The sequence below is a fragment of the Achromobacter ruhlandii genome (genome assembly GCF_902859695.1).
GTDB lineage: Bacteria > Pseudomonadota > Gammaproteobacteria > Burkholderiales > Burkholderiaceae_B > Achromobacter > Achromobacter ruhlandii.
Window position 1 is genome coordinate 60,997 of record NZ_CADIJL010000011.1, and the last position, 26,486, is coordinate 87,482.

24 protein-coding genes are annotated in these 26,486 nt (G+C 67.6%); 17 read left to right on the plus strand and 7 right to left on the minus strand.

What is annotated here, in order from left to right; all coding sequences use genetic code 11:
- The first annotated feature begins 44 nt into the window (after positions 1-44).
- The 12 genes from pmbA (at position 45) to erpA (ending at position 11,455) form a co-directional block, all read left to right on the plus strand.
- Entirely contained in the window at positions 45-1,409 is a 1,365-nt protein-coding gene (pmbA, locus tag HV742_RS15460) for a metalloprotease PmbA (protein WP_006388634.1), read from the plus strand.
- Positions 1,410-1,640: 231 nt separating this feature from the next.
- Positions 1,641-2,846 carry a TRAP transporter substrate-binding protein gene (locus HV742_RS15465; protein WP_175145856.1) on the plus strand — a complete coding sequence of 402 codons (1,206 nt, stop codon included), beginning with the start codon at positions 1,641-1,643 and terminating at the stop codon, positions 2,844-2,846.
- A 256-nt stretch (positions 2,847-3,102) separates the two neighbouring features.
- A complete protein-coding gene (locus HV742_RS15470) occupies positions 3,103-4,257 on the plus strand; it encodes an ABC transporter substrate-binding protein (RefSeq protein WP_049071171.1) in 1,155 nt (384 codons plus the stop codon).
- 249 nt (positions 4,258-4,506) lie between these two features.
- The gene (locus HV742_RS15475) at positions 4,507-5,388 is read left to right on the plus strand and encodes a branched-chain amino acid ABC transporter permease (RefSeq protein ID WP_006388637.1); all 882 of its coding nucleotides are present in this window, start codon (positions 4,507-4,509) and stop codon (positions 5,386-5,388) included.
- A gap of 2 nt (positions 5,389-5,390) precedes the next feature.
- Complete coding sequence (locus HV742_RS15480; protein ID WP_006388638.1) at positions 5,391-6,257, plus strand: branched-chain amino acid ABC transporter permease; 867 nt, start codon at positions 5,391-5,393, stop codon at positions 6,255-6,257.
- Complete coding sequence (locus tag HV742_RS15485) at positions 6,250-7,038, plus strand: ABC transporter ATP-binding protein (RefSeq protein WP_049071173.1); 789 nt, start codon at positions 6,250-6,252, stop codon at positions 7,036-7,038. The genes HV742_RS15480 and HV742_RS15485 overlap by 8 nt, the downstream gene beginning before the upstream one ends.
- Positions 7,035-7,748: an ABC transporter ATP-binding protein gene (locus tag HV742_RS15490; RefSeq protein ID WP_006388640.1), complete on the plus strand. Its 714-nt coding sequence runs from the start codon at positions 7,035-7,037 to the stop codon at positions 7,746-7,748. Before HV742_RS15485 ends, HV742_RS15490 begins: the two co-directional genes overlap by 4 nt.
- A 378-nt stretch (positions 7,749-8,126) precedes the next feature.
- The gene (gene rplM / locus HV742_RS15495) at positions 8,127-8,555 is read left to right on the plus strand and encodes a 50S ribosomal protein L13 (protein ID WP_006217309.1); all 429 of its coding nucleotides are present in this window, start codon (positions 8,127-8,129) and stop codon (positions 8,553-8,555) included.
- Between the two features lie 9 nt (positions 8,556-8,564).
- Positions 8,565-8,957, plus strand: coding sequence for a 30S ribosomal protein S9 (gene rpsI, locus HV742_RS15500; RefSeq protein ID WP_006388641.1), 393 nt, complete (start codon positions 8,565-8,567; stop codon positions 8,955-8,957).
- Between the two features lie 187 nt (positions 8,958-9,144).
- Positions 9,145-10,209 carry an N-acetyl-gamma-glutamyl-phosphate reductase gene (argC, locus tag HV742_RS15505; RefSeq protein ID WP_054416273.1) on the plus strand — a complete coding sequence of 355 codons (1,065 nt, stop codon included), beginning with the start codon at positions 9,145-9,147 and terminating at the stop codon, positions 10,207-10,209.
- Positions 10,210-10,250: 41 nt separating this feature from the next.
- Complete coding sequence (locus HV742_RS15510) at positions 10,251-10,997, plus strand: DUF6776 family protein (RefSeq protein WP_175145857.1); 747 nt, start codon at positions 10,251-10,253, stop codon at positions 10,995-10,997.
- A gap of 86 nt (positions 10,998-11,083) precedes the next feature.
- A complete protein-coding gene (erpA, locus tag HV742_RS15515; protein WP_006388644.1) occupies positions 11,084-11,455 on the plus strand; it encodes an iron-sulfur cluster insertion protein ErpA in 372 nt (123 codons plus the stop codon).
- Between the two features lie 105 nt (positions 11,456-11,560).
- On the opposite strand, the gene HV742_RS15520 is transcribed toward erpA, so the two are convergent.
- Both HV742_RS15520 and HV742_RS15525 read right to left on the minus strand, forming a co-directional pair.
- The gene (locus tag HV742_RS15520; protein WP_068953088.1) at positions 11,561-12,670 is read right to left on the minus strand and encodes an anhydro-N-acetylmuramic acid kinase; all 1,110 of its coding nucleotides are present in this window, start codon (positions 12,668-12,670) and stop codon (positions 11,561-11,563) included.
- Between the two features lie 79 nt (positions 12,671-12,749).
- Positions 12,750-14,162, minus strand: coding sequence for a M23 family metallopeptidase (locus tag HV742_RS15525; protein ID WP_049071177.1), 1,413 nt, complete (start codon positions 14,160-14,162; stop codon positions 12,750-12,752).
- A gap of 259 nt (positions 14,163-14,421) precedes the next feature.
- Between HV742_RS15525 and tyrS the strand changes: the two genes are divergently transcribed.
- Together tyrS and HV742_RS15535 are read left to right on the plus strand one after the other, a co-directional pair.
- A complete protein-coding gene (tyrS, locus tag HV742_RS15530; RefSeq protein ID WP_175145858.1) occupies positions 14,422-15,651 on the plus strand; it encodes a tyrosine--tRNA ligase in 1,230 nt (409 codons plus the stop codon).
- 72 nt (positions 15,652-15,723) lie between these two features.
- On the plus strand, positions 15,724-16,380 hold the full coding sequence (locus HV742_RS15535; RefSeq protein ID WP_049077430.1) for a YbhB/YbcL family Raf kinase inhibitor-like protein: 657 nt from the start codon (positions 15,724-15,726) through the stop codon (positions 16,378-16,380).
- Positions 16,381-16,459: 79 nt separating this feature from the next.
- On the opposite strand, the gene HV742_RS15540 is transcribed toward HV742_RS15535, so the two are convergent.
- Positions 16,460-17,098, minus strand: coding sequence for a LysE family translocator (locus HV742_RS15540; RefSeq protein WP_059269272.1), 639 nt, complete (start codon positions 17,096-17,098; stop codon positions 16,460-16,462).
- A gap of 205 nt (positions 17,099-17,303) precedes the next feature.
- Here HV742_RS15540 and glyA point away from each other — a divergent pair, with 205 nt between their 5' ends.
- Together glyA and nrdR are read left to right on the plus strand one after the other, a co-directional pair.
- The gene (glyA, locus tag HV742_RS15545) at positions 17,304-18,554 is read left to right on the plus strand and encodes a serine hydroxymethyltransferase (protein WP_049071180.1); all 1,251 of its coding nucleotides are present in this window, start codon (positions 17,304-17,306) and stop codon (positions 18,552-18,554) included.
- A gap of 206 nt (positions 18,555-18,760) precedes the next feature.
- The gene (gene nrdR, locus HV742_RS15550; RefSeq protein ID WP_006392798.1) at positions 18,761-19,240 is read left to right on the plus strand and encodes a transcriptional regulator NrdR; all 480 of its coding nucleotides are present in this window, start codon (positions 18,761-18,763) and stop codon (positions 19,238-19,240) included.
- 156 nt (positions 19,241-19,396) lie between these two features.
- Here nrdR and HV742_RS15555 read toward each other — a convergent pair whose 3' ends face one another.
- Positions 19,397-20,356, minus strand: coding sequence for a GlxA family transcriptional regulator (locus tag HV742_RS15555; protein ID WP_100504548.1), 960 nt, complete (start codon positions 20,354-20,356; stop codon positions 19,397-19,399).
- Between the two features lie 12 nt (positions 20,357-20,368).
- The gene (locus HV742_RS15560; protein WP_049071182.1) at positions 20,369-20,938 is read right to left on the minus strand and encodes a cysteine hydrolase family protein; all 570 of its coding nucleotides are present in this window, start codon (positions 20,936-20,938) and stop codon (positions 20,369-20,371) included.
- A gap of 239 nt (positions 20,939-21,177) precedes the next feature.
- Between HV742_RS15560 and ribD the strand changes: the two genes are divergently transcribed.
- Complete coding sequence (gene ribD / locus HV742_RS15565) at positions 21,178-22,293, plus strand: bifunctional diaminohydroxyphosphoribosylaminopyrimidine deaminase/5-amino-6-(5-phosphoribosylamino)uracil reductase RibD (protein WP_175145888.1); 1,116 nt, start codon at positions 21,178-21,180, stop codon at positions 22,291-22,293.
- An 18-nt stretch (positions 22,294-22,311) separates the two neighbouring features.
- Here ribD and HV742_RS15570 read toward each other — a convergent pair whose 3' ends face one another.
- Both HV742_RS15570 and HV742_RS15575 read right to left on the minus strand, forming a co-directional pair.
- Positions 22,312-24,807: a hypothetical protein gene (locus HV742_RS15570; RefSeq protein ID WP_175145859.1), complete on the minus strand. Its 2,496-nt coding sequence runs from the start codon at positions 24,805-24,807 to the stop codon at positions 22,312-22,314.
- Positions 24,794-26,056: a DUF3142 domain-containing protein gene (locus HV742_RS15575; protein ID WP_254601142.1), complete on the minus strand. Its 1,263-nt coding sequence runs from the start codon at positions 26,054-26,056 to the stop codon at positions 24,794-24,796. The genes HV742_RS15570 and HV742_RS15575 overlap by 14 nt, the downstream gene beginning before the upstream one ends.
- Positions 26,057-26,486: the final 430 nt, after the last annotated feature.

A 26,486-nucleotide genomic window follows, 5' to 3' on the forward strand; every position in this document is an offset into this window, starting at 1 on the left:
TGACAGACTTGGCTATGATAACCGTCTCTGCAAATTGGACAGCAATGGTCAAATCCTCCTCCTCCTTGCCGCTGGCGGCCAATCACGCGCGTTTTTCCGAACTCGTCGAGCAAACCCTGGCCTACGCGCGCCAGATCGGCGCCTCGGACGCCGCGGCCGAAGTCTCCGAAAGCCTGGGCCTGTCGGTGTCGGTGCGCAAGAACGACATCGAGACCGTCGAACAGACCCGTGACCGCTCGCTCGACCTGACGGTCTACGCCGGCCAGAGCCGCGGCTCCGCCTCGACTTCCGACTTCTCCGAAGCCGCGCTGCGCCAGACGGTCGAAGCCGCCTGGCACATCGCCCGCCACACCGCCGCCGATCCGGCCGCCGGCCTGCCCGACGCCGACCAGTTGGCCACCGAATTCCCCGACCTCGACCTGCATCGCGCCTGGACCGTCTCCACCGAGGAGGCCGCCGAGCTGGCCCTGCGCGCCGAGCGCGCCGCGCGCGAGGTCGATGCCCGCATCACCAACACCGATGGCGCCACGGTCGGCACCTACGAAGGCCAGTTCGTCATGGGCAACACCCGTGGCTTCCTGGGCGGCTACCCGTATTCGCGCCACAGCCTGTCGGTGGCGCCCATCGCCGGGCGCGGCAACGGCATGCAGCGCGATTACTGGTACACCTCCGAGCGCGACCCCGCCAAGCTGGCCACGCCCGAGGCCGTCGGCCGCTATGCCGCCGAGCGCACGCTGTCGCGCCTGTCGGCGCGCCGCATCCGCACCGGCAAGTTCCCGGTCCTGTTCGAGGCGCCGCTGGCGCTCGGCCTGGTCGGCGCCCTGACGCAGGCGGCCAATGGCGGCGCGCTGTACCGCAAGGCCAGCTTCCTGCTCGACGCCCTGGGCAAGCCGATCTTCCCGGAACACATCAACCTGACCGAAGACCCGCACATCCGCGGCGCCATGGGCAGCTCGCCGTTCGACGACGAAGGCGTGCGCACCCGCAAGCGCAACGTGGTGTCGGCCGGCGTGCTGGAGGGTTATTTCCTGTCCTCCTACACCGCGCGCAAGCTCGGCATGCAGACCACGGGCAACGCGGGGGGCTCGCACAACCTGGTGTTCAGCTCCACCCTGACGCGCCGCGGCGACGACTTCGAAGCCATGCTCAAGAAGATGGGCACGGGCTTCCTGGTCACCGAGCTGATCGGCCAGGGCGTGAACTACGTCACCGGCGACTACTCGCGCGGCGCGTTCGGCTATTGGGTCGAGAACGGCCAGATCCAGCACGCGGTGCAGGAAGTCACCATCGCCGGCAACCTGTCGGACATGTTCCGCCAGATCGTCGCGGTGGGCGCGGACACCATCTCGCGCGGCACCAAGACCACCGGCTCGATCCTGATCGAGCAGATGGCGATCGCGGGCACCTGATCCCGGGTGCGAGCGCGACCTGCGCCCGCCTGCGCGGGGCCTGCGGGCCTCGACAGGCGGGCGTTGTCGTTTTCGCCTCGCGGCCCCGCCGCCGCCGTGGTGCGGACATGGCCGGGCCGCCCTTTGCAATCCTTGACCGCTCGGGAATTCCTCTAGCCGTCAGCGGCGATGGCAACGTGTAATATCCGGCGGGTATTGCTCAAACTGGTATCGCTGTAGAGGAGCAAAGAGATGCAACGACGTTCATTCTTGAAGCAGGCCGGCCTGGGCGCCATGGCGGCGGGGGCGGCGGTCAGCGCTCCCGCCCTGGCGCAGGATTCCCCTTCGATCAGTTGGCGCCTGGCGTCGGGCTTCCCGGCCGCGCTGGACCTGCGTGCCGGCGCCGGCGAGATTTTCCGCAAGTTCGTCTCCGAGGCCACTGGCGGCAAGTTCAGCATCAAGCAGGTGGACGGCGGCGAGGTCGCGCCCGCGCTGGAACTGATGGACGCGGTCGGCGCCGCCAAGGTCGAATGCGCCCACGTGTCATCGGCCATCTACTTCGCCAGGAATCCCGCCTTCTGCTTCGACGCGGCCGTGCCGTTCGGCCTGGACGCCGCGCTGATGGACGCCTGGATGCTCGAGGGGGACGGCCTGCGCCTGACGCGCGAACTGTTCAAGGCGCGGAAGATCGTCAATTTCCCGCTGGGCAATACCGGCCCGCAGATGGGGCTGTGGTCCAACCGCGAAATCAAGCGCGCCACCGACTTGAAAGACCTGAAGATGCGCGTCGACGGCCTCGCGGCGCAGGTGCTGGCGCGTCTTGGCGTCGTGCCGCAGGATGTCGCGGCGGCCAAGGACGCCAAGGATGCCGGGGCTGCCAAGGATGCCGGGGCCGCCAAGGATGCCGGGGCCGCCAAGGACGCCGGAACCTCCAAGGATGCCGCGGCCGCGAAGGATGCCAAACCCGGCGAGGGCGCGGCAAAGTCCGGTCCGGACGCGGTGGCCGGCGCGGGCGCCTACGACGACGGCAAGCTGGGCCTGAACAAGACCGCGAAGTTCTATTACGGTCCGAGCTGGTGGGCCGCCAGTGAGCAGTTGTCCCTCTATATCAATGAGGAAGCCTGGGCCAAGCTGCCCAAGCATTACCAGGCTGTGCTCGAGGCCGCCGCCCTGGCCGCGCATACGCGCACCACCGCGGCTTATGCGGCCCGCAATCCGGCCGCGCTGGCCCAGTTGGTCGCGGCCGGCGCCCAGGTGCGCGCCTTGCCGCGCTCGGTCATGGACGCCGCCTTTGAAGCCACCCAGCAGGTCTATAAGGAATTGGGCGAGAAGGACCCGAAATTCAAGGCGATCCACGACAACTACATGGGTTTTCGCGACAACGCGATGCCCTGGTTCCGCTTGACCGAGGGCGCCTACGACCAGTACCTGGGCGTGGCGCTGTCCGCCCGCAGTTGAGCAGGGGTCGGATGCCGAATGGCATTCGGCAGGAGGTGGGGTTTTCGCTGATAACCCCGTGTTTTTTACAAAAAAATGGGCGGTTTTGCTCCTTTTGTTGAACGGCATTCGAGTTTCGGCCTGATACAAAGGAGTAATATCCCGGGTCTTGACGCGCAAACGTGACGCCTTCAGGCGCCATTGGACGTCAATCCGGCGGGAACATCCCGGCCTGGATAACCAACATTCCGAGACAGACTTTAAGGTGGTATCAACCATGCAATCCAAGACCAAGAAGCTGCTGGCCGCGCTGATCGCCGCCGGCATCGTCCCGGCTGCCCATGCGGCCGACCTCAAGCTGGGCGTGGCTGAAGCCCTGTCCGGCGGCGCCGCCCAGTACGGCGCGTCGATCCGCAACGGCTTCCAGCTGGCGGCCGACGAGATCAACGCCGCGGGCGGGATCAATGGCAACAAGATCGTGCTGGTGGTCGAGGACGAGCAAGGCAAGAAAGAAGAAGCCATCAACGTCTTCAAGAAGCTGATCTTCAAGGACAACGTCCTGATGGTGTTCGGCCCGACGCTGTCGAACTCGGCCCAGGCCGCCGACCCGATCGCCCAGGCCGCCAAGACGGTCGCCTTCGGCACTTCCAACACCGCCGACGGCATTACCTCCATCGGCAACTACGTGTTCCGCAACTCGGTCACCGAAGCCGACGTGCTGCCCGCCACCATCTCCACCGTCAAGGCCAAGACCGGCCTGAAGAACGTGGCGGTGCTGTACGGCAACGACGACGTCTTCACCAAGAGCGGCTACGACAACTTCAAGAAGGCCCTGGAAGACCAGAAGATCCCGGTCACCACGACCGAAACGTTCGCCAAGGGCGACGTCGACTTCAAGGCCCAGCTGACCAAGATCAAGGGCACCAACCCCGACGCCATCGTGCTGTCGGCGCTGCTGGCCGAAGGCGCCCCGATCATGGTGCAGGCCCGCCAGCTGGGCATCAACGTGCCCGTCATCGGCGGCAACGGCATGAACTCGGTCAAGATCTTCGACCTGGCCCCCGGCGGCGCGTCGAACAACCTGTGGATCGGCAGCCCGTGGTCGATCGAGAACAAGGCCCCCGAGAACGTCAAGTTCATCGACGCCTACAAGGCCAAGTTCAACGGCGCGCCCGACCAGTTCGCCGCGCAGTCGTACGACGCCATGTACATCGTCGCCCAGGCCCTGAAGAACACCAAGATCACCGGCGAACTGGCCAAGGATCGCGCCGCCCTGCGTGACGCGCTGCCCTCGGTGCAATGGACCGGCGCCACCGGCGCCTTCAAGTTCCGCCAGGCCACCGACCGCGCCGGCAAGCCCGCCGGCTACGACGCCGACCAGGCGCCGATCGTCAGCGTGACCAAGGACGGCAAGTACGTCATCGAGAAGTAAGCAATCCGCATCCCCGCGCGGGGGGATGCGCCTTGCGGACCGCGGCTGGCCGCGGTCCGCAAGGCGCTTTTTATCGTAGGACTCCCCAGGAATAGAACGGCTCTCTCAGGGCGGCAGGTCCACGCAATGCGCGGCGTGGAAGGCCTTACACAGGCCTGCCCCGGGTCCCGAAGCCGAGCCTGGCGAGCGGCAAGTCCACGCAGGGGGCGCGGCGTGGGGGCTCTTTTTTGATTTGGAATATGTCCCATCATGTTGGAACAACAATTCGTTAACGCCTTGTCGCTGGGCTGTGTGTACGCACTGTTCGCGCTGGGCTTCACGCTGGTATTCGGCGTGCTCGGGGTGATCAACCTCGCGCATGGCGCCGTCTTCATGGTGGGGGCCTACGCGGCGCTCTCCGTGGTGCAGCATTTCGGGCTGCCCCTGTGGGCGGCGCTGATGGTGGCATTTTTCGTCGCCGGGTTCACCGGGGTCATCATCGACTACCTGGTGCTCAAGCCGCTGCGCAAGCGCAATGCGCCCCACCTGATCCCCATGATCGCCACGATCGGCGTGGGCATCATCCTGAACAACGGCGCGCAAGGCATCTTCGGCGCCAGCAACCTGCGCTTCCCGCACGGCACCGTGCCCGAGGAAGTCATCGAGATCGCCGGCCTGCACCTGACCGTGATCGAACTGGGCATCATCTTCCTGTCGTTCGCGCTGATGGCCCTGCTGATGTTCGTGATGCGTCGCACGCAGTTCGGCCGCGCCCTGCGCGCCATTGCCGAATCGCCCAAGGCCGCCTGGCTGCTGGGCATCAACGTCGAAAAGCTCTTCATCACCACCTCGTTCGCCGCCGCCGCTTTGGGCGGTGTCGCGGGCGTGCTGATCGGCCTGTACTCGAACGCGCTGTTCCCGCTGATGGGCCAGCCGATGCTGCACAAGGGCATCGCGGTCATCATCCTGGGCGGCATGGGCGACATTCGTGGCGCCATGCTGGGCGGGCTGTTCCTGGGCTTCGCGGAAGTGCTGTCGGTGGCCTACATCGGCTCCACCATGCGCGACGCGGTGGCATTCGGCCTGCTGTTCCTGATCCTGCTGGTGCGCCCGCAAGGTCTGTTCGGCAAAGTGGTTCAACGCAAGGCTTGAGTATGAGCGGATTCGAAAACTTCTGGGCCATCTATGGCAACCTGGTGCTGACGCTCGGCACCAACGCCCTGCTGGCCCTCTCCATTTGGCTGACGCTTGCCTGCGGCATGCTGGCCATGGCCAATGCGGCCTTCATGGGCATCGGCGCCTACGCGGCGGCGTTGCTCACCATGAACTACGACGTCTCGTTCCCGGTCGCGCTGGCCGGCGGCATGGCGGCGCCGGCCCTGGTGGCGGCGCTGATCGGCTTGCCGACCTTGCGGCTGTCAGGGGTCTACCTCGCCATGGCCACGCTGGGCTTTGGCGAAGTGGTGCGGGTGACGGTGCTGAACACCGAGTCGATCACCGGCGGCGCGCTGGGCCTTAACGGCATTCCGCAGCTGACGCAGTGGTGGCACGTCATCCTGGCGGTCGTCATCGTGCTGTTCGTGCTGTGGCGCGTGCGCGCCTCCAAGATCGGACGCGCCTTCGAGGCCATCCGCGGCGACGAGACCGCGGCCGGCCTGATGGGCATCGACGTGCGCGCCAACAAGATGCTGGCCTTCGTGGCGGGCGCCATGATCGCCGGCCTGGCCGGCGCGCTGAATGCGCACCTGACCTTCTTCATCGGCCCCAACGAATACGGCTTCGACCGTGGCGTGGAAATCCTGACGATGGCCATCCTGGGCGGTATCGGCGGCCTGGCCGGCCCCGTGCTGGGCAGCTTCATCATCACCGTGCTGCCCGAGCTGCTGCGCGGGTTCGCGGATTTCCGCCTGGTCATCAACGGAGTGATCCTGGTGGTGATTGTGCTGTTCCTGCCGCAAGGCATCTGGGATCCGGCGCGCTTCAAGCGCTGGATGCGTCAAGGAGGCAAGCGCCATGCTTGAGCTGACCTCCGTTTCCAAGAGCTTCGGCGGCCTGCACGTGCTGCATGACGTCAGCCTGTCGGTGCCCGAAGGCGCGATCTTTGGCCTGATCGGTCCCAACGGCGCCGGCAAGACCACGGTGTTCAACCTGATCACCGGGCTGCTGCCGCCCAGCGGCGGCGGCATCGCCTTCAATGGCGAGAGCCTGCTGCGTCGCAAGCCGCACGCCATCACCCGCATGGGCATCGCCCGCACCTTCCAGAACATCCGTCTCTTCAAGGAGATGACGCTGCTGGAAAACGTGGTGGTGGGCGCCTACCGCCACATGAACTACGGCTTTCCCAGCCTCTTGCTGGGCCTGCCGGGCTACCGCGAGCACGAAAAGCGCGCCCGCGAGCGCGCCCACGAGCTGCTGACGTGGATGCGCCTGGATCACAAGGCCAACGACCTGGCCGACAACCTGTCGTACGGCGAGCAGCGCCGCCTGGAGCTGGCGCGCGCGCTGGCCACCGAGCCCAAGCTGCTGCTGCTGGACGAGCCGGTCGCCGGCATGAACACCGGCGAGCGCGCCGAGCTGATGCGCGAGATCCTGGCGATCCGCGACCGCGGCTACACCATCCTCATGATCGAGCACGACATGCGCTTCGTGATGGGGCTGTGCGAACGCATCGCGGTGCTGAATTTCGGCAAGATCATCGCTTGCGGCGGGCCTGAAGAGATCCGCAACAACGAGCAGGTCATCGAGGCCTACCTGGGCCGCGAGGACGACGACGACACCGACAACGCGGAGGCCGCACAATGAGCAGCGCAATGCTGGAAGTCCGCGGACTCGAGGTCAACTACGGCCACATCGAAGCCGTCCGCGGCATCGACCTGGACCTGGAAGCCAAGGAAATCACCGCCCTGGTCGGCGCCAACGGCGCCGGCAAGTCGACCACGCTGCTGGCGCTGTCGGGCCTGTTGCCCAAGGCGCGCGGCAAGATCCTGTTCGAAGGCGAGGACGTCACCAACCTGGCGCCGCACCAGCTGGTGGCGCGCGGCATCGTCCAGGTGCCCGAAGGCCGGGCCATCCTCACCACCATGACCGTGCTGGAGAACCTCGAGCTGGGCGCCTACCGCCGCGGCCTGAAGAACATCGACTCGGACCTGGAATACGTCTTCAACCTGTTCCCGCGCCTGAAAGAGCGGATCACCGGCATCGCCGGCAACCTCTCCGGCGGCGAACAGCAGATGCTGGCGATCGGCCGCGCCCTGATGGCCAAGCCGCGCTTGCTGCTGCTGGACGAGCCGTCGATGGGCCTGGCGCCGATCGTGGTGCAGGAGATCTTCCGCTCGCTGCGCGCGATCAACGCCGACGGCCTGACCCTGTTCCTGGTCGAGCAGAACGTGCGCCAGGCGCTCAAGATCGCCCAGCACGGCTACGTGCTGGAGAACGGCGCCATGGCGCTGTCGGGCACCGGCCGCGGCCTGCTCGGCCATCCGCGGGTGCTGGAAGCCTACCTGGGCGCCTGATCCGCGCCGCGCGGCGCGGACGGGAGCAGGAGCGCGCGGGCAGGGGCACTGGCAGCGCGCAATTGCGTCCCTTTTAAAAATGCGACAGTCGTTCCCCCGGGAACGCCTGTCCATCCACCTGGATTCGACCGCGGCTGCCCATTTTTTGAGCATCCGTGGTAGAATTTCAGGCTTTCCCTCATTTTGACCATTGCACGGGCGGGTAATAACGCTTAGGCGGGACGTCGATAGGGACAACGGATGGGCTAAAACCCGATCGGCTGAAACCCGGCACTGAACCCCAGTTGCTGGAAAGATGCCGGCTCCATTGTCTAGTTGAGGGGAAAAGCCTGGCTGGATCGTCCAGTCAGAGACCATTTTTCATATCTAGGAACCATCATGAAGACCTTTGTGGCCAAGCCGCATGAAGTCCAACGTGACTGGTTTGTGATCGACGCCAAGGGCAAAGTCCTCGGTCGTGTGGCCAGCGAAGTCGCACGTCGTCTGCGTGGCAAGCACAAACCTGAATTCACGCCGCACGTTGATACCGGCGATTACATCGTCATCATCAACGCTTCCGATATCGTCGTTACCGGTACCAAGGCGAAGGACAAGAAGTACTTCCGCCACACCACGTACCCGGGCGGTATCCGCGAAACGAACTTCGAGAAGATGCAAGAGCGTTTTCCCGGTCGCGCCATCCAGAAGGCCGTCAAGGGCATGCTGCCCAAGGGTCCTCTGGGCTACGCCATGATCAAGAAGCTGAAGGTCTATGCCGGTGCCGAGCACCCGCACACCGCCCAGCAGCCCAAGACGCTGGATATCTAAGGAAACGCCATGATCGGTAACTGGAACTACGGAACCGGCCGTCGCAAAACTTCGGTGGCTCGCGTTTTCATCAAGAAGGGCACCGGCAAGATCGTCGTCAACGGCAAGCCCGTCGACGAGTTCTTCGCTCGTGAAACCGGCCGCATGGTCGTGCGCCAGCCGCTGGAACTGACCGGCCACCTGGAATCGTTCGACATCAAGGTCAACGTGCACGGCGGCGGTGAAACCGGCCAGGCCGGCGCAGTCCGTCACGGCATCACGCGTGCCCTGATCGACTACGACGCGACCCTGAAGCCCGCGCTGTCGCAAGCTGGTTTCGTGACCCGCGATGCCCGCGAAGTCGAACGCAAGAAGGTCGGCTTCCGCAAGGCGCGCCGTCGCAAGCAGTTCAGCAAGCGTTAATCGCTGCGAAAAAGCCCGCCTCGTGCGGGCTTTTTTTTACATCCCGGGGCCCAGGCCCCCATGCCGGCCCGCGGAACTCCGCGGGCTTCGTCCGGTCGGACACCGGTCGCCACGCGGATTGCGCAGGGCGGCAAGGCCGGTTGTCCGAGCGATACAATCGAGCCTCGTTCTACGAAGAGCACACATCATGGCCCAAGCATCGAACTCCCGTATCAAGGTTGGTATCGTCGGCGGCACCGGTTACACCGGCGTCGAATTGCTGCGCTTGCTGTCGCAGCATCCCCATGTGGAATTGACCGCCATCACGTCCCGCAAGGAAGACGGGCTGCCGGTGGCCGACATGTACCCGAACCTGCGCGGCCGCGTGCGGATCGCCTTTTCCTCGCCGGAAAAGGCCACGCTGACCGACTGCGACGTGGTGTTCTTCGCCACGCCCCACGGCGTGGCCATGGCCCAGGCCCAGGAACTGATCGCCGCCGGCACCAAGGTCATCGACCTGGCCGCCGACTTCCGCCTGCAGGACGTGCCCACCTTCGAACGCTGGTACAAGATTCCCCACACCTGCCCGGACATCCTGGCCGAATCGCAGTACGGCCTGGTCGAGCTGAACCGCGAAGCCATCTCCAAGGCGCGCGTCATCGGCAACCCGGGTTGCTACCCGACCACCGTGCTGCTGGGCCTGGCCCCGCTGCTCGAAGGCGGCAAGCAGCTGGTCGATGCGCAGACCCTGATCGCCGACTGCAAGTCGGGCGTGTCCGGCGCCGGCCGCAAGGCCGAGGTCGGCTCGCTGTTCTCCGAAGCCTCGGACAACTTCAAGGCCTACGGCGTGGCCGGCCACCGCCACCATCCCGAAATCGTCGCCCAGCTCGAGAAGATCGCCGGCGGCAAGGTCGGCCTGACCTTCGTGCCGCACCTGGTGCCGATGATCCGGGGCATGTACTCGACCCTCTACGCCCGCATCAAGCCCGAGGCGCGCGACACCGACTTCCAGGCCCTGTTCGAGCAGCGCTACGCCGACGAGCCGTTCGTCGACGTCATGCCGGCCGGCAGCCTGCCCGAGACGCGCTCGGTGCGCGCTTCCAACAACCTGCGCATCGCGCTGTCGCGTCCGGGCGGCGGCGACCAGCTCATCATCATGGTGGTGCAGGACAATCTGGTGAAGGGCGCGGCCGGCCAGGCCGTGCAGAACATGAACCTGATGTTCGGCTTGCCCGAGACCATCGGCCTGGATCAGGTCGCGATCCTGCCCTGACGTCGCGCCGGGCCGGTGGCAAGCCCGCCGGCCCGCTTTTCATGTCCAACGATTCCTCCGCGACCCCTCGAACCTCCCGCCCCGGCCCCGGCCTGCGGGTCGCCGCCGGCGTGCTGGTGGGGCTCCTGGCGGGCGGGGCGGCAGGGTATTACTACGCGCGCGGCGTCTACCAGCCGGTCGATGCGGTCGTGCTGAGCGCGGCGCAGGTCGAGACGCGTGACGAAGCCATGCGCCAGCAGGCGGTCCAGTTGCGCTACCTGCGCGGCCAGCTCGATACCGCCGACGGCGAACTGGTGATCGAGCGCTCGGCGCGCCAGGAACTCGAAACGCAGTTGCATGCCGCGCAGGCCGAAGTCGGCCGGGTGCGCGACCAGTTGGCGTTTTACGAGCAATTGCTGCCGCCGGGGCCGGAAGGCACCGTGGACATCCGTGGCGCCCAGATCGACCGCGAAGGCGGCGGGCTGCGCTACAAGGTGCTGCTGATGCGCAGCGGCCGCAACGGCGGCGCACAGTTCGCCGGCACCTTGCGGTTCCAGGCCACCGGCACGCTCAAGGGCGAAACCGTCACCGTCGACCTTGCGCCGATGCAGGTCAAGGCGGAAAGCGGGCCGATGCCCGCCACCGGTGAAACCACGACAGCGGCGTCGCTGGCCTTGCAGTTCGACCAGTACCAGCGCAGCCAGGGCGTCCTGGCCCTGCCCGAGGGATTTGTCCCCGAAAGCGTCACCATCAGCATCCTGGAGGGCGATGTGGTCCGTGCCTCCCGCAGTGTCAAGCTCGAACTTTGAGTCCGGGCGGCGCCTGCGCTATAGTGACTACATGCGAGTGGCGCAGCCGCTCATCGGAATACGGCCCCAGCGGCCAGGAGTGAATCATGAATGCAGTGACCGAAACCGTCGACCTGCAGGCCGCCCCGCCTGCTCCCCTGGTGTTCACCGACTCGGCGGCCGCCAAGGTCAAGGACCTGCTGGCCGAGGAAGGCAATCCCGAGCTGAAGCTGCGCGTGTTCGTGCAGGGCGGCGGCTGTTCGGGTTTCCAGTACGGTTTCACCTTCGATGAAGTCGTCAACGAAGACGACACCGTGCTCGACAAGGCCGGCGTGCAACTGCTGGTCGACCCCATGAGCTTCCAGTACCTGGTCGGCGCCGAGATCGACTACAAGGAAGACCTGGAAGGCGCCCAGTTCGTCATCCGCAATCCCAACGCCAGCACCACCTGCGGCTGCGGTTCGTCGTTCTCGGTGTAAGCCGCGCTCGGCTTGATGCCGAGATGACGGCGCGGACCAAGCGTCCGGCCGATAAAAAAGCCCTTCGGTTTTCCGAAGGGCTTTTTGCTGGGCGCGGGCCGCGTGTCAGGCGGGATATAGCGCGCCCAGGATACGCGGGCCGCGGGCGCCGGTGACGCTGGGCAGGCCGGCGGGTTGGCGCGCCAGGAAGGCCTGCGCCAGCCAGGCGAAGGCCAGCGCCTCGACCTGCTGCGCCGGGACGCCCAGGGCGTCGGTGGCATGCACCGGGCGCTGCAAGCAGTACGCCAATTCGCGCATCAGACCCGGGTTGCAGGCGCCGCCGCCGCACACGTAGAGTTCGCGCACGTCCGCGCCGGCGGCGTCGATGGCGTTGGCGACGGTGCGCGCCGTCAGGCGCTGCAATGTCGCCTGCACATCCTGCGGCGTCGGCTTGGGGCCGTCATAGGCCGCCAGCCGGTCGTCCAGCCAGCGCATGTTGAAGAGGTCGCGGCCGGTCGATTTGGGTGGCGGCAGCGCGAACCAGGGTTCGCTCGCGATCAGTTGTTCCAGCAGCGGCGCCAGCACCTGACCGCTCGCGGCCCAGCGGCCGTCGGCATCGTAGGGCAGGCCCAGGTGCCGCTGGCACCAGCCGTCCAGGAACACGTTGGCCGGACCGGTGTCGAAGCCGCGCGGCGCCTGGCCGGGCGCCAGCAGCGTGACATTGGCGATGCCGCCCAGGTTGAGCACCGCGCGGCCTTGCGGCGCGCCGAACACGGCCGCGTGAAAGGGCGGCACCAGCGGCGCGCCCTGGCCGCCAGCGGCCACATCGCGGCTGCGGAAGTCGGCCACCACATCGATGCCGGTCAGCTCGGCCAGCAGGGCGGGCGCGTTCAATTGCACGGTATAGCCGCTGTCGGGGCGGTGGCGCACCGTCTGGCCATGGGCGCCGATGGCGGCAATGTCCTGTGCCCGCAGGCCGGCGGCGGCCAGCAGGTCGGCGCTCACCTGCGCATACAGGCGGGCCAGTTCGTTGGCGGCGAGCGCGGCGCGGGCGAGCTCGTCGTCGCCGGCCTGGTTCAGCGCCAGGAATTCGGTGCGCAGCGCCGCTGGCATCGGCAGGCTGGCGCTGGCCAGCACCTGCGGCGGCTGGCCGTCGCGCAGGCGCGCCAGGACGCCGTCGACGCCGTCCACGCTGGTGCCGGACATCAGGCCGATGAAGTGCTGGGGTACGGTCATGTCGGGGCTGCCTGGAAAAAAAAGCGGCCCGGCATCGAGATGCGCGGGCCGCCTTGCGGGTGCGTCATGCAGGTCCGCCTCAGCGGCTGGCCACGTTGGTCAGCGCGTCGGGCAGGGTCTGCTGGAATTCGGTGAGCAGCTGGATCTGCTGCTTGTACGGCGCCACGGCCTGGTTGAAGGCGCGGATCTCGGCGGGCTCCAGGGCGCGGGCGACGGGCAGGTCGACCGACAGCGGGTCGATCGGCTGGTTGTCGACGCGGAACTCGTAGTGCAGGTGCGGACCGGTGGCCCAGCCGGTGGCGCCGACGTAGCCGATCAGTTGGCCCTGCGAGATCTTGCTGCCCTTGGTGATGCCTTCGGCGATGCGGCTCTGGTGAGCGTACAGCGTCGAGTACTTGCCGTGGTGCTTGATGATGACCACGTTGCCGTAGCCGTTCTGCCAGCCCGAGAACTCCACCGTGCCGTCGGCCGTGGAGTGGATCGGCGTGCCCGAGGGCGCGGCGTAGTCCACGCCCTTGTGGCCGGTCCAGGTCTTGTGGATCGGATGCATGCGCATGCCGAACGTCGAGCTGATGCGGCTGAACTTCAGGGCGGTGCGCAGGAACGCGCCGCGCAGGCTGGTGCCGTCGAAGTCGTAGTACGAGCCGGTCTTGTTGTTGTCGGCGCTGAACCAGACGGCGGAGTAGGTCTTGCCGCCGTTGATGAACTCCAGGGCCAGCACGCGGCCGGCGCCGGCGTAGCGGCCGTCGTGCGAGCGCACTTCGTAGACCACGCGGAACTGGTCGCCCTGGCGCAGGTCGCGCAGGAAGTCGATCTTGGCGCTGAGGATGTCGGCCATCTGCATGGTGACCGAATCCGGGATGCCGGCCGCATCGGTGGCGCCGAACAGCGAGGAGCGGATGGTGCCCACGGCGACGCGGGTCTGGCGATCGGTGCTCTCGGTGATTTCCTCGGCCTTGTAGCCGTTGTCGGTGCGCGCCACGTGCAGCATGCGGGTGACGACCTGGCCGTCAGCCTCGTTGCCGGGGGTGTGGATGTAGCGCAGCCAGATCAGGTTGCCTTCCGCGTCGGTCGCGGCCTGCACCGAACGACCCGGGTACAGCTTGTAGATGCTGCGCGCGCTGGCGTCGTGGGTGAGGAAGGTCTGCAGATCCGGGGAATCCAGTTCCAGGCGCTGCAGCACGGCGGCCAGCGTGTCGCCCGCGCGGATGCGGGTTTCGCTGATGTAGGGCGCGGCGCTGGGCGTGCTGACTTCGACCTGTTCGGTGGTCAGCGGCAGGATGCTCTGGATGACGCGGGTGGGGGGGATTTCGCTGCGGTCGGGTTGCTGCACCATGCCCAAGGCGGCGGCGCCGGCAAACAGACCCATGGCGGTGACGAGGAGAGTGCGACGGAGAAGTCCCGAGCGATGGGGCTTGGGTTCGACGGGCGCAAACACGGCAGCAACTTTGCGCTTGATGCTACTCGCCAGGTCGTGGAGGCCACGATTCATCGTGAAGATACCCTCTCAGGTGGCATGAGCTCGCAGGGTGCGTGACACGAACGGCCCCCGCGCGCCACGTTTTCCGGGGCAAGGGCTGGCGCGGGGCGCATCTTGTGAACAACGGGTGGTAACCGGACGCGCAACTGCGTATATATGACAGTTGCGTATGATTAGGGCGGTATCCTAGCTGATTCGGCTAGAATTTTCGATAGTTTTCGTCACTTTTTACACCTTTTTATCGGCTGAAGCCGTCGCGGCCCCCCTAAAAATGTCACCTTCAGAAGCCCCCATCACCCCCGAAGTCGAAGCCGATCTGCGTATTGCCAAGCGCGGATGCGATGAGCTGCTGGTCGAGTCCGAATTCGCCCGCAAGCTGGCCCGCAGCCGCGCCACCGGCGTGCCGCTGCGGATCAAGCTGGGGCTGGACCCGACCGCGCCGGACATCCATCTGGGGCACACCGTGGTGCTCAACAAGATGCGCCAGTTGCAGGACCTGGGCCACGAGGTCATCTTCCTGATCGGCGACTTCACCTCGACCATCGGCGATCCCAGCGGCCGCAACAGCACCCGCCCACCGCTGACGCGCGAGCAGATCGAGGCCAACGCCAAGACCTACTATGCGCAGGCCAGCCTGGTGCTGGATCCGGCCCGCACCGAGATCCGTTACAACTCCGAGTGGTGCGACCCGCTGGGCGCGCGCGGCATGATCCAGCTGGCGTCGCGCTATACCGTGGCGCGCATGATGGAGCGCGAGGATTTCACCAAGCGCTTCAAGGGCGGCATCCCGATTTCGGTGCATGAATTCCTGTACCCGCTGATGCAGGGCTACGACTCGGTGGCGCTGAAGTCCGATCTGGAGCTGGGGGGCACCGATCAGAAGTTCAACCTGCTGGTCGGCCGCGAACTGCAGAAGGAGTATGGACAGGAGCCGCAGTGCATCCTGACGATGCCGCTGCTGGTCGGCACCGACGGCGTCGAGAAGATGTCCAAGTCCAAGGGCAACTACATCGGCATTTCGGAGTCGCCCGATTCGATGTTCGGCAAGCTGATGTCGATTTCCGACACGCTGATGTGGCGCTACTTCGAGCTGCTGTCGTTCCGCTCGCTGGAAGACATCGCCGCGCTGCGCCAGGAGATCGACGGCGGCCGCAATCCGCGCGACGCCAAGGTCATGCTGGCCCAGGAAATCATCGCGCGTTTCCACTCGGCCAAGGCGGCCGACGACGCGCTGGCCGCGTTCGAGGCACGTTTCCGCGACGACGCGATTCCGGAGGACATGCCCGAGGTCAGCATCGGCGGCGCGCCGGTCGGCATCCTCAAGCTGCTGCGCGAGGCCGGGCTGGTGGCATCGGGTTCCGAGGCCCAGCGCAACGTCGAGCAGGGCGGGGTGCGCGTCAATGGCGACCGGGTCGAAGACAAATCGTTGCAACTGCCTGCCGGGACTTACGTCGTCCAGGTGGGCAAGCGCAAGTTCGCGCGTGTTAAGTTGAACCCATAATCGCGAAGATTTTGATACGCTGGAGGGACGTTCAAGGCTGGAATGCCTTCGCAGCACTTCAAGGAGCACGACATGAAACTTTCGAGTTTGTCTTTTTCCGATCACGAGTCGATTCCGGAGCGCTACGCCTTCGGCAAGATCGATGCGCAATCGCACGTCGCGCTGGCTGACAACTACAACCCGCAGTTTTCCTGGGACGACGTCCCGGCGGGCACGCAGTCGTTCGCCTTGATCTGCCACGATCCGGACGTTCCCTCCAAGCCCGACGACGTCAACCAGGAGGGACGCGAAGTCCCCGCCGACCTGCCGCGCGTGGATTTCTTCCACTGGGTGCTGGTCGACCTGGCGGCCGACATGCGCGAAATCGACGAAGGCGCCTTTTCCAGCGGCATCACGCCGCGCGGCAAGGGCGGCCCGCTGGCGCCGCTGGATGCCCGCCAGGGCATCAACTCGTACTCGTCCTGGTTCGCCAACGACCACGACATGAGCGGCGACTATTTCGGCTATGACGGCCCGTGCCCGCCCTGGAACGACGCGCTGGTGCACCGTTACGTGTTCACCTTGTACGCGCTGGACGTGCGCACGTTGAACTTGCAAGGGGCATTCACGGGCGAGGACGCGTTGCGGGCCATCCAGAAGCACGTGCTGGCGCAGGCGTCGCTGACGGGCACCTATACGCTCAACCCGAAGCTGGCGCCCAAGCAGATCGGGGCGACCTCGGCGTCCTGATTGCCGCGATCAGCAAAAAGGGCCGCATTCGATGCGGCCCTTTTTTATTTCCGACATATCCGTCGGACGCGTCGCGCCCTCAGGCGCCTGCGCGCTTCAGGCGCAACAGCGCCACGCCGAAGGCCACGAATACCGAACCCACGGCCCGGTTGATCCAGCGCACCGCGCGCGGCTGCTGGAACAGTCGGCGGGCGCGGCGCGCCAGCAGGCCGTAGGCCAGCAGTGACGGCAGCGACAGGCCCATGAAGATGCCGGTCAGGATGAAGAACTGCGGCAGCAGCGGTTCGGCCGCGTTCAGGAACTGCGGGAACAGCGCGGTGAAGAACAGGATGGGCTTGGGATTCAGGCCGGCCACGAAGGTCGCTTCGAGATACAGCGCCAGCGCGCCGCGCGGCGGGCGGCCGGCGCTGTCGGGCGGCGGCGCGGCCACGCTGCTGCGGCCCAGCAGATGGCGCAGGCCCAGGTAGATCAGGTAGGCGGCGCCGGCGATCTTGAGCGCGGCGAACAGCAGGGCGGACGATTGCAGCACCACGCCCAGGCCCAGCATGGCGGCGGCGGACAAGAGGAACAGGCCGGTGACATTGCCCAGCGACGAGGGCAGCACCGCGCGCAGGCCGCCGGCGGCGCCATTGCGCATGGCCAGGATGCTGGCGGGGCCGGGGGTGACGACGCTGACGGCGGCGACCAGGGTGTACGCGATCAAAGTCTGGGTTTGCATGAAAGTTTCTCAAGTCGGGTTGAGCGCGTTTTCCAGCCATGGACGGATGCCCGAATTTTCGCGCCCTTGGCGGGAATTTTGCCGCCATTCGGGGCATTTTGGCGACAGGGGAAGCGGCGCGACGCGGTAAACTATCCGTCATTATCCGGGTTTACCCACCCGGGCGCAGTTTCCTCCTCTCTTACCGCCTCAGGAACCCCCCGTCATGTTTGACCGCAACCTCACCCTCTCCAAGGCTGACCCGGATGTCTGGGCCGCCATCCAGAAGGAAGACGTTCGCCAGGAACAGCACATCGAGCTGATCGCTTCGGAGAACTACGCCAGCCCGGCCGTCATGGAAGCCCAGGGCACGCAGCTCACGAACAAGTACGCCGAAGGCTACCCGGGCAAGCGCTACTACGGCGGTTGCGAATACGTCGACGTGGTCGAGCAGCTGGCCATCGACCGCCTGAAGCAGATCTTCGGCGCTGAAGCCGCCAACGTGCAGCCCAACTCGGGTTCGCAGGCCAACCAGGGCGTGTACATGGCCGTCCTGAAGCCGGGCGACACGGTGCTGGGCATGAGCCTGGCCGAAGGCGGCCACCTGACGCACGGCGCCTCGGTCAACGCCTCGGGCAAGCTGTACAACTTCATCTCGTACGGCCTGGACGAAAACGAAGTCCTGAACTACGCCCAGGTCGAGCAGCTGGCCAAGGAACACAAGCCCAAGCTGATCGTCGCCGGCGCCTCGGCCTACGCCCTGCACATCGACTTCGAGCGCATGGCCCGCATCGCCCACGACAACGGCGCGCTGTTCATGGTCGACATCGCCCACTACGCCGGCCTGGTGGCCGGCGGCGCCTACCCCAACCCGGTGCCGCACGCCGACTTCGTCACCTCGACCACGCACAAGTCGCTGCGCGGCCCGCGCGGCGGCGTCATCATGATGAAGGCCGAGTTCGAAAAGGCCGTCAATTCGGCCATCTTCCCCGGCATCCAGGGCGGTCCGCTGATGCACGTCATCGCCGGCAAGGCGGTGGCTTTCAAGGAAGCGCTGGAACCCGAATTCAAGACCTACGCGCAGCAAGTGGTCAAGAACGCCAAGGTGCTGGCCGACACGCTGGTCAAGCGCGGCCTGCGCATCGTCTCGGGCCGCACCGAAAGCCACGTCATGCTGGTGGACCTGCGCTCCAAGGGCATCACGGGCAAGGAAGCCGAAGCCGTGCTGGGCCAGGCCCACATCACGGTCAACAAGAACGCCATCCCGAACGATCCGGAAAAGCCTTTCGTGACCAGCGGCATCCGCCTGGGCACCCCGGCCATGACGACCCGCGGCTTCACCGAAGCCGAGGCCGAGCTGACCGCCAACCTGATCGCCGACGTGCTGGACAACCCGCGCGACGAAGCCAACATCGCCGCCGTGCGCGCCAAGGTCAACGAACTGACCTCGCGCCTGCCGGTGTACGGCAAGAAGTAATGCGACGGCGGATTTTTTCCGCCCGTGGCTGACAAGGACGGCTCCGCAAGGGGCCGTCCTTTTGTTTTCAGGCCAATGGCGCTTGCGCGCCGGCGGTCATCGTGGCAAAAATAATAGGGACGAATTTGTCATAGTCGACGCGGACAGACTGTCGCATCGTTACAATATCGGCGAATTATTGCTTTCCGTGTTTTCAGGGATCACACATGCGGTGTCCATTTTGCGGCAACTCCGAAACGCAGGTCGTCGACAGCCGTGTCTCGGAAGAGGGCGACGCGATCCGCCGCCGGCGCCGTTGCCAGTCCTGTGACAAGCGCTTCACCACTTACGAGCGGGTGGAGCTGGCGCTGCCTTCCGTGGTCAAGCGCAACGGCAGCCGCAGCGACTACGATCCCGCCAAGCTGCGCGCCAGCCTGAGCCTGGCGCTGCGCAAGCGTCCGGTCAGCACCGAGGACGTGGACGCCGCCGTGGCCCGCATCGAGGAACAGCTGCTGGCCAGCGGCCTGCGCGAAGTGGCCTCCGGGCATATCGGCGAGTTGGTCATGAACGAGCTGCGCAAGCTCGACAAGGTGGCCTATGTGCGCTTCGCCTCGGTCTACAAGAGCTTCGAGGACATCGGCGAGTTCGTCGAGGCGATCCGCGAGATGCAGGGACCGGTGCTGCCCGGCAAGCTGCGCAAGGAGTGATGCCGTCGCGCGGGTCGGCCTATCGCAGCCTGGTTTGTCGCAGCCCGGCTTGTCGCGGCCCGGCCCGACGCGGCCCGGCCTGACGCAGCCGGCCCTGGCGCGGCCTGATCCGCAGGCGGCCGCGGTGGCGCTACCGGCGGTTTGCCGCCCGGCGCGCTACGGCGCCACCGTTCGCGCCATGCTGGGCGTCTGCGGCTGGAACCGGCGCCACACGCGGCGCAGGTGCTGGGCCGAGCCGAAGCCCGATTTCTCCGCCACCAGCTCCAGGTTCAAGCGCGTTTCGCGCAGCATGTCGCGCGCCAGCGCCACGCGTATCTGATACAGGTAGTCCATCGGCGTGCAGCCTGCGTGCTCGCGGAACAGCCGCGTCAGGTGGCGCGGGCTGGTGTGGGCCTGTTCGGCCAGCGACTGCGCCGACCACGGCGCCGCCGGGTTGCGCACCACCGCGTCCTGCACGCGGTGCACGCCCGGATGCATGTGGTTGCGGTGTTCCAGCCAGGGCGACAGCGCCGAGTCGGTGCCGGCGCGGCGCTGGTACACCACCATGTCGCGCGCCACTTCGCTGGCCACGCGCGGGCCGCAATGGCGCGACACCATGTGCAGCGCCAGGTCGATGCCGGCGGTGATGCCGGCGCTGCTGACCAGATTGCCGTCTTCCACGAAGATGCGGTTGTCGTGCAGCCGGGCGCTGGGATCCAGGTCGGCCAGTTGCGCCAGGCAGCTATGGTGGGTGGTGCATTCGCGTTGGCGCGTCAGGCCTGCCGCCGCGGCGAACAGGGCGCCGGCGCAGACCGTCATCAGCGTGAAGCCGTCGGCCGGATGGCGGGCCGCCAGCCAGTCGATGATGAGGCGGGCCTCGGGCTCATCCAGGCGGATGTGCTTGCCGACCACGCCGGACACGATCACCAGCGCCTCGGGCGGCAGTTTCTCGGGCAGCGGCTGGATCCGGGCCAGGTGCAGCCCGGGAATGCCGCTTTCGATTTCGGTGGACGGACCGCAGAAATGCTGGGCGAAGGCGTCCGGGCACAGCTTGTTGGCGACCCGGAACGCCTCGGCCGGCCCGGCCACGTCGAGCAGCACGATTCCCCGGGGCAGGACGAAGTGCACGGGAATCATGGCCATGGCGTCCTATTGCGCGTCGGCGAAGACGTCGGCGGCGCGGGCGATGCGGGCGAAGCGGCCCTGCAGCACCAGTTCGGTGGCGTCGCGGATCTCGGCCGGCGTGTAGTGCTTGCCGGACGGGCTCTGCATCGCGAAGGTCAGCGTGGCGTCGGTCGGGAACACCACCTTGAAGCCGTCGTCGCTGGCGTGGCGGGTGGTGGTCTCGCAGCACTGCTCGGTGCGGATGCCGCTGACGATGACGCCTTCGATGCCGTGCTCGCGCAGCCAGTCCCGCAGCGTGGCGCCGTCGGCGTCCTTGGCGTAGAGCGAGGAATGCACGGTCTTGTGGAACACGGCGTCGGGGGCGATGCGCAGTTCCTTGAGCGTCTTGACGTGGCCGGAGGCCAGCGAGAACGGGTTGGCCGGATCGTTGGCGGCGCTGATGTGGAACACCTGCAGCACCGGGATGTCGCGGGCGCGGGCGGCATCGATCAGGCCCTGCAGTTGCGAGACGAATGCCGGATATTCCGACTCGTCCCAAAACGGACGCTGGCGGAAGGAATCCTGGACGTCGATGACGATCAGTGCTTGTTTCATGGCGGCGGGCTCCGTGCCGTGGAATTTCAGGGGTGTGTGGCGTATTGTGGTCCCGCTCCGGCACCCGGGCGAGACCGTCCCGAGACCAGCATCGGCCCAAAACGGACATGGCTTCAGCGCCGCTGGCATGATCATAGCGCGCCGGCTTGTGAGGGCAAGCGCGGCGTGCCGGCGATCCGCCGCGGACATACAATCCCTGCATGATGAAGAACCCCAGCGAATCCGACGACCTGTCCTGGATGCGGCGCGCCCTGGCCCTGGCGCAGACCGTCATGTACTCGACCGCGCCCAACCCCCGGGTGGGCTGCGTCATCGTGCGCGACGGCCGGGTGCTGGGCGAAGGCGCGACCCAGCCGCCCGGCGGCCCGCACGCGGAAGTCTGCGCCCTGCGCGATGCCCAGGCGCGCGGCGAATCGGTGGCGGGGGCCACCGTCTATGTCACGCTGGAGCCGTGCAGCCATTTCGGCCGCACGCCGCCGTGCGTCGACGCGCTGCTGGCGGCCGCGCCGGCGCGCGTGGTGGTGGCGATCGGCGATCCCAATCCGCTGGTCAACGGCAAGGGGCTGGCGCGGCTGCGCGAGGCCGGCATCGCTGTCACCACGGGCATTTGCCGCGAAGAGGCGCTGGCCCTGAATGCCGGTTTCATCTCGCGCATGAGTCGCGGGTTGCCCTGGACCTGGCTCAAGATGGCGACGTCGCTGGACGGCCGCAGCGCGTTGCACAACGGCCTGTCGCAATGGATCACCGGGCCCGAGGCGCGCGCCGACGGCCATCACTGGCGCGCCCGTAGTTGCGTGGTGCTGACCGGCATCGGCACCGTGCTCAAGGATGATCCGCAACTGACCGTACGCAGCGTCCAGACGCCGCGCCAGCCGCGCCGGGCGGTGGTCGACGGCCGCTTCGAGATTCCCGAGGACGCGCGGCTGTTCGACGGCGGCGAGGTCATCGTGTTCACGGCCCGCGCCGACGCCGCCAAGCAGGCGCGGCTGGAGGCCCGCAATGTGCGGGTGGTGGCGCTGCCCGCCGAGACGCCCGACCGGGTCGACCTGCCGGCGATGATGCGCTGGCTGGCCGCGCAGCAGTTCAACGAAGTCCACGTCGAAGCCGGCGCCGGCCTGAGCGGCGCGCTGGTCGCGGCCGGCTGCGTCGATGAGCTGCTTATCTATATGGCGCCGATGCTGCTGGGCGACGCCGCGGGCCTGGTCAAGCTGCCTTTGCTGGAACGGCTGGACGCGGCTCCGCGCTACGAGTTCATCGAAGCCGAGCGGGTGGCGGCCGACCTGCGTGTGCGGGCGCGGGTGCCCGAGCATTGGCGCGGGCTGCTGCGCAGGGTCGAACTGCCCGCCGCCGGGTAGCCGCGGGGGCGTCGATATTCAAAGACCGTCCTGGCGCCGCTTGCCGCCGCCCGTCGGCGTGCCATTGCGCCAGGCCCACAGCCCGGCGCCGAGCGCCGCCAGCGCCAGCAGGCCGCCGGCGAGCAGGATGCCCGGATGCTGCTGGCGCGCGCGCTCCCAGGCCTTCCACGCCTGGATGTAGTGAAAGCGCGCGGCCGACTGGAAGTCCGGCTCCGGACATTCGCGGCCGAAGGTGGCGCTGAAGGGCACCTGGGCGCCCTGGTCGACATAGCGCAGGTACAGGGCGGTGGCCCTTTCCGGCGTGTCGTCGATGACGTAACGGGCGCCTCGGCACAGCACCGCCGCGAACGCCTGCGAGCGGGTCGGCAGTTCGTCGGCGGCTTTCATCGCGTAGTCGGCCGCGATCTGGCGGTAGTGGTAGCGCACGTTGGGCCGGGCCTCGCTGGCCGCATAGCGCGCGCGTTCCTCCTGGGTGACGAAGGGGCCGGGCAGGTCGGCCTCGGCCCGCTGTTGCGGCGTTTCCATCGGCATGCCGGCATCGGCACGGGGCTCGCGCCACCAGGGGTTGGCATCGCGGCCGGCGCCGGCGGAATAGTTGCCTTCATAGACGGCGTAGTCCGGTCCCTGCTCATAGCCCATGATGCGCATGCCGTCGCGGCGTGCCAGCGTGGCGGCGTTGTACCAGGCTTCGGCGCGAGCGGTGCGGCCCCAGGCGTTGCCGGCGGCCTGCAGCGCGTCGCCGTATTGCGCGGCGCGCTGGCGGACATTGGATTCCTGGATCTTCCAGTTGCCGTTGTCGTAGTCGAGCGAGGCGAAGCGCGGGTCGGAATCCGCGGGGAAGTAGGGCAGGGCCTCGGCCACCCGGTTCTCCCGCACCAGCCGCCGCGCCAGCAGCTGGCGCAGGCGGTCGTGCACGGGCGGCTGGTTCAGCCGGCTCCATTCGTAGAACTGGTCGGTCGTGTAGCGGCTGAAACCCGGCGGCCGCGATGGCGCGGGCGGGGGCGCCGGCAGCCGGTCGACATAGGCCTTGAGCTCATCGGTCGTCAGCACGCGTTCGGCCACGTAGGCCGCGTCGTTCCAATAGGGCGAGAGCGGCCAGCCTTCTTCCGGCGGCGGGGCGCCATCGCCGGCCGCCGCGGCCCGGTACAACTGGTCCAGGGCTTCGACGTATTGGCCGCGCGACAGCGACAGCACGCCCTGTTCGCCTTTGAGCAGGGCGCCCGCTTCCGCCTCGACGCTGCCGTCGCCGCGCGGGAACGCGGCCACCGCGCGGGCGTAGGCCTGGGCGGCGAGCGCGTTGTCACCGCGACGGATCGCCAGCTTGGCGCGCACCCACCAGGCCAGCGCCGTGTCGAGCCGGTCGGCCAGACCTTGCGCCAGGTCGTAGCGACCGACACGGTAGGCCAGCGCCGCGACCCGGTCGGCGTCGGCGATGCGTTGCGGATCCCGGGCCTGCAGCGCGGCCACCAGCGATTGCAGCGCGGGGTTGGGCGTGACATTGGGCGTGCCGTCGGCGGCATCGGCCAGGCTCAGGCGGCCGGTGGCCTCGAAGTTGGCGAAGGGATCGCGCGCGCTGTCGGGCTTGCCGTCGACGATGTCGCCGATGCGGGCCAGGCCGTACGCCACCAGCAGGCGCTGGCTGACCGGATCGTCGATCAGGCGGAGGGCGCGCGCCGGCGCGGCCAGCGCCCAGTCGGCCATCAGGCGCAACGATTCGCGGCCGCTGACCGACTCGCGCGCGGCCTGGGCGGCGTACAGGCGCACGGCCCGCTGCAGGTCGGCCGGCGCGATCGCATCCATGCAGGGCGAGGCGTTGAACAGGTCTTCGTAGGCGCATTGGCCCAGGCTGCCGGACAACGACAGGCGCGCTTCCTGGCCGTAGCTGGCGACGGCCAGGCCCAGGGGGTCGGGCGCGCCTTGCCGCGCCAGTTCGCGCACCCGGGCATAGGCCTGCGCCGGGTGATCCGTCGCCGGCGTGGTTCCGATGTCCCCGATTTCGGCCAGCAGATAGGCCGCCCAGACGCTGCGGGTCGCGGCCTGCTCCGCCGGCAGCGCCAGGATGGCCAGCAGGCGCTGGCGCGCGCGTTCCAGGCGCGGTTCGTCCGGCGCCTGGGCGGCGCTGCGGTAGTCCACCGCGGCGGCGGCATAGAGGCGCGCGGCTTCCGGCAGGCCGGCGCCGGCAGCATAGGCCTGGTCGCCGTCGGGACGGGCGCGCATCGCCCGCGCCTGTTCCCGTTGCGCCGGCGTCAACGCCGTGTCGAACGCTTCAGGAATGGCGTTGGAGCGGTAGCTGCCGTCGGGCAGCAAGGGTGATTCGTTGGCCCGCAGTGTGTCCGTGGCCGGCAGCAGCCGCGCCGCCTCGTACGCGAACGAGTTGGCGGGCGTGCCCTGCAGCGTGCCGGCGCGGTCGTCCAGCAACTGCGGCGGGAAGTCCGGGCCGCAGGCGATGACGATGCCGGCGCCGGCGGCGCAGGCCAGCACCAGCGCGGCGACAAGCGATTTACGGTTGTACATGGAAGCTCGGGGTTGTGGCGTCACAGCGGATCCATCCAATGGCGCGTTCGGCGCCGGCGCGCAGCAGGCCGTCCCGCGCGCGGCGAAGATACCTGCCGTCGCGGTCGTATTCAAGGGTGTAGCCGTTGATGCCGTCGGCGGCGTTGCAGGCGGCGTCCAGCCTGACGATGAAGGGCAGCGGCGTGTCGGCGTTGCCACGATTGGCCAGCATCACGTTGCGCGCGCCGTCCGCCCCGGCCGGATCGGCCGCGACCGCCAGCGCCGGCGCCAGGGGCTGGCGCGCCAGCACCGCGCGCCAGGTCGACAGGCTCCAGGCGCGGGCGTCGGTCTGGGTTGGCAGGCGGAACCAGACAATGCCCGCCAGCCCCGCGGGCGGTTCGCGGTCCAGCGCGCGGACGAAGGCCGCGAGGGTTTCGGGCGCGGCCAGCAGCTCGGCTGAACGGCCGCCGGGCAGCAAGGCGGGCCGTTCGCTTTCAACGGCGGCGATCCGGCCGTTTTCGTCCCAGGAGACGCGGCTGCCGTATGCCGGCAGCGCTACCCGCCACGGTTTGCCGGTGCGGCGGGCATAGGCATCGATCCAGGCGCGAGCGCGCGTGGCGTCGAACAACAACCCTTGCGCGGGGTTCAGCACGGCGTGGACCTGCAGCACGGTTTCGTCCGGCACCGCCAGCAGGTCGGCCAGCGCGGGGCTGTCTAGCCAGGTGGGCAGCGCGGTGATCGACAGCGGCAGGTCCGCGGGCAGCCATGTCTTCAGTTTGGCAAGCAGCGCGGCATAGGCCGGTAATCGCGCGGTGGCGCAGTCGTAGTCGATTTCCAGGCCGGCCACGCGGATGCCGGCGCCGCGCCACGCGGCAAGCGTGGCGGCGATACGCGCGGCGATGTCGGCCTCGCGCAGATCGCCGACGCGACCGTCCAGCCGCAGCACCGGCACGACCGGGCGCGCGGTCGTGGCCAGCGCGGCCAGATCGGGCGCCGCATCGACCCAGGCGCCGTCGGCGCGCAGTTCCGCCGCCAGCACCCGCCACGAGCGCAGCACGTCCGCGCTGTCGCGCAGCGCATGCGCCAAGGCCGGCGTCCAGCGCCGTTGCCAGACATAGGCATCGTTGGGCAAAGGAGGCGTGGCGCGTTCGCAGGCCGCCAGCAGCAGGGCGCAGAGCGGCAGCGCGCAAAGTGCCGCGAGGCGCCGGCCGCGCCTGGCCACGCGAGTGATGCGCGACCCCTGCATGATCAGGCGCGGGCGTGGCGACATGGGTAGGCGGGACAGCGTTTGAATAAAGGCGTGGGACGCGGGTTCGACGAATGCGTGATTCTATCCTTGACGGCGCAATGGGTATTAGCACTCGACCTGCCCGGCTGCCAATTGATCGCGCGATAGCGCATGGCGATCGCGGGGATAGCGTTTGCCGGCGCGGCTTGCGGCGGGATCGCAGCAAGTTTGGGAACGATTTTCGCGACACGGGCTAAGGGTTGTCGATGGTGTTTTTTTACCCTGTAGCCCCAAATGAATTGCCACAAAACCGTCAATTGGGCTTAAGCTAGGCCATGACTTGGCGCTACGCGCGCATGGCTTGCACCACGACCCGCCACGCGCCCTCGTCACCACGGATTCCAGTATCGCGTACCGGCGCTTTCACACACCGGATCGATACTTGCTGAACGCAGTCGCTGTCGCGCCGTTC